This is a genomic window from Pseudonocardia tropica (assembly GCF_040105315.1).
Classification (GTDB): Bacteria; Actinomycetota; Actinomycetes; order Mycobacteriales; family Pseudonocardiaceae; genus Pseudonocardia; species Pseudonocardia alni.
Genome location: NZ_JBEDNP010000060.1, coordinates 1 through 2,600, shown reverse-complemented (window position 1 = coordinate 2,600; position 2,600 = coordinate 1). Strand labels below are relative to the sequence as shown.

Genomic DNA, 2,600 nt, shown 5'->3' with positions numbered 1-2,600 from the left:
CACAATCGGCGCGGGGCTACCCTGGGATCGCCACAGATCGGGCTGGTCGGCGTTCATGAGTGCGACCTCCTGGCTGGAGACGCGCGGCAGCGCGCTGACTCCCCTGCGGATCAGGTAGGTCGGTTCCTAGAAACTACCGCGGTGTCCGGTTCGGCAGCAACCGGCTCACACGATGCCTACGTGCCACGCCAGCCTGGACGACGCCGTCGATGGGACGTCGCGGCCGGCGGCCTGATCGCGACCGAGGCCGGCGCTGTGCGCACACTCCTGCGCACGGGACCACCACCGCGGGCGCGGGGACGACCTCACCCGGCGACCGCCGAGCTCGACCTGGAGGGACCACCCCCGCGGGCGCGGGGACGACTGGTCGGTCGGGTTCGACAGGTCCAGGGTGACGGGACCACCCCCGCTAGCGGGGGTGGTCCCTCGGCGAACGTCGAGCCCAGAGCCCAGGACGGCGGCGAGCAGGATCCACGGCGAGACGCGACGGGCGGGCTGCGCCCAGTGCTGGAACTGGTGCTGCGGGTAGGGCGGCTGCGGGTTCATCGTCTGGGCTCAGCTCTGCTCGGTGTAGACGTGCTGGCGGTCGTCGGAGCCGTAGATGTCCAGGCTGGCGAACTGGCCCTGGGGGATGTTGAAGGTCTGGACGCCGCGGTAGGTCTTGCCGGGCTGGGTGCTGTAGCCCTCGGGCAGTTCCTCGCCGCAGGAGGGGGCGATGATCCCGGCGTTGTCGTGGGTGATGCCGCCGGTGTCGGTCCACTGGGTGCGCATGAAGATGTGGTCCTGGCCGGGCACGTACAGGTCCGAGGTCTTCAAGGTGATGTCCATGCGCAGATAGCCCTCGCACCAGTCGACGCCGTTGACGGTCCAGGTGGCGGTGTCCTGGCCGCCGTAGTTCAGGACGTTCGGGGCGCCGATCGCGACCGGGGACGGCGCGACCGGGGCGATCGCGGTCTCGGCGGCCGGGTCGGTGCCGGGCAGGGGCGCGAAGGCGTTGCTGGTGTCGGTGCCGAGGACGTCGCAGTAGCCGCGGGTGATCTCCACGAAGCTGGCGTACTGGGGGGTGGCGTCGGACTCGGCTGTGTTGACGGCGTCGAGGGCGCCGGGGATGGAGCACATCATCCGACCGGTGGCGAGGATCTGCTGGTCGGAGGCTGCGGAGTTCTCCTGCTCGCCCATGGCGTCGCGGATCTCGCCGACGTAGCCGTCGGTGGTGTGGGGGGTGGAGCAGGCGACGCCTGCTCCGGCGGCGAGGGTGACGCCGACGGCGAGGCTGGCGAGGGTGCGGGTGAGGGTGTTCATGGCGCCTCCCGACGAGTTGACGAGGTGGTGTCGCCGAACATGTCGATAGGCCAGATGCCGCGTTAACGGCAACTGAGTGGAGTCATCTGTTCTGAGTAGTTGGCGGGGTCTAGTTGGCCGGGATGGCCGCTAGCAGCGGGAGTGCCGTCCGCGACCGCGGGTTCCCGAGCTGGGGGATCGTCTTCGCCAAGCAGGACATCTACGACCTCGGAGGCGGGCCCGTCTGGTACGCCCGAGCCGAGGACTACGAGCGAGCCCGCGGCACTGCGGCAGCTCGGTGGGCGGTCAAGTACGAGGTCGGGACCGGTGGACGGTCGGACCGCCCCAGGGGACGAGACCACCGCTGAAGGCGACGCCGCGTTTGCCGAGCACGGCATCGTCGTCGACCGGTTCACCTCGACCTTCACCACCGCTGCGGTCCGCCGGCACAGACACACACCCTCGGTCGAGCACCCGGCCTCGGCCGTGGCGCAGCTGCAGCAACGTCCGCTGACCCATGACGACCACGCCCGCAGGTCCAGCCGGCGAGGCATGCGCCCCCGCTAGCCCGGCTACTGCCGCTCGAGGAGCTGCCCTACCAAGTCCTCAGAGGTGGAACGCCCCGCGCTTCCGAGATCGACCGGCGGTTTCTGAAAGCCCGGCGTGTCGCTGTGTCCTGGTTTCAGAAAGTAGGGCAGGATCCCTGGCATGGCTAGAAGACCAACAGGGCGTCCGTCGAAGGGCCCGCGTGCAGTGGTTCTTCCGCGGGTCCTGCTGGCTGACGACCACGCGCTGAAGAGCCTTGCCACCGCCCGCGGCTGGTACGTCTCCGAGGCCGCAGCCAAGCTGATCAACGTCGGGCTGCAGCACGCTGACGAGCTGCCCGACGACCTGCCCCGCCGGGTCTCGCACACGGAGTCCACGGACTTCACCGCGCGCATCCCGCTCACCGACAACGAAGTCGTCCGGGCGATCGCGAGCGAGCGCGACCGCAGCATCTCCGTCGTGGCGGGGGCACTCCTCCACCTCGGGCTGCGGTACCGCAACGAGATCCCCGGGCAGATCCCCGCCCAGTACACGACTCCGGAGCGGCCTCTGACCAAGGCTTCGTAAACGAGAACGAGACGGCCCCCCTGGCCGGGGGCCGCCTCGGTTCGTTCTCGCATCAGACCGGACCTGCATCCGTCTGACGCCGTAGCCCCGGCGAACCGGGGCCGTTACCCCACCTGCGAAGAAGGGGCGCTTTCGCGTGTCCAGGATACATCCTGGGCCGGGAGCCAACCACCACAGACACGGGGCGAATTCGCCGTGCCCAGAAT

At 69.7% G+C, this 2,600-nt stretch carries 2 protein-coding genes; one reads left to right on the top strand and one right to left on the bottom strand.

Going from position 1 to position 2,600, the window contains the following annotated elements:
* Positions 1-555 precede the first annotated feature (555 nt).
* Positions 556-1,302, bottom strand: a complete 747-nt coding sequence (locus WHI96_RS27385; protein ID WP_345650451.1) for a hypothetical protein — start codon at positions 1,300-1,302, stop codon at positions 556-558.
* A gap of 732 nt (positions 1,303-2,034) precedes the next feature.
* Here WHI96_RS27385 and WHI96_RS27380 point away from each other — a divergent pair.
* Positions 2,035-2,394: a hypothetical protein gene (locus WHI96_RS27380; RefSeq protein ID WP_345650445.1), complete on the top strand. Its 360-nt coding sequence runs from the start codon at positions 2,035-2,037 to the stop codon at positions 2,392-2,394.
* Positions 2,395-2,600 lie beyond the last annotated feature (206 nt).

What these genes read in the sequence shown, in the direction of transcription:
- WHI96_RS27385 (WP_345650451.1), bottom strand. Translation starts at nt 1,302, where the DNA reads ATGAACACCCTCACCCGCACCCTCGCCAGCCTCGCCGTCGGCGTCACC.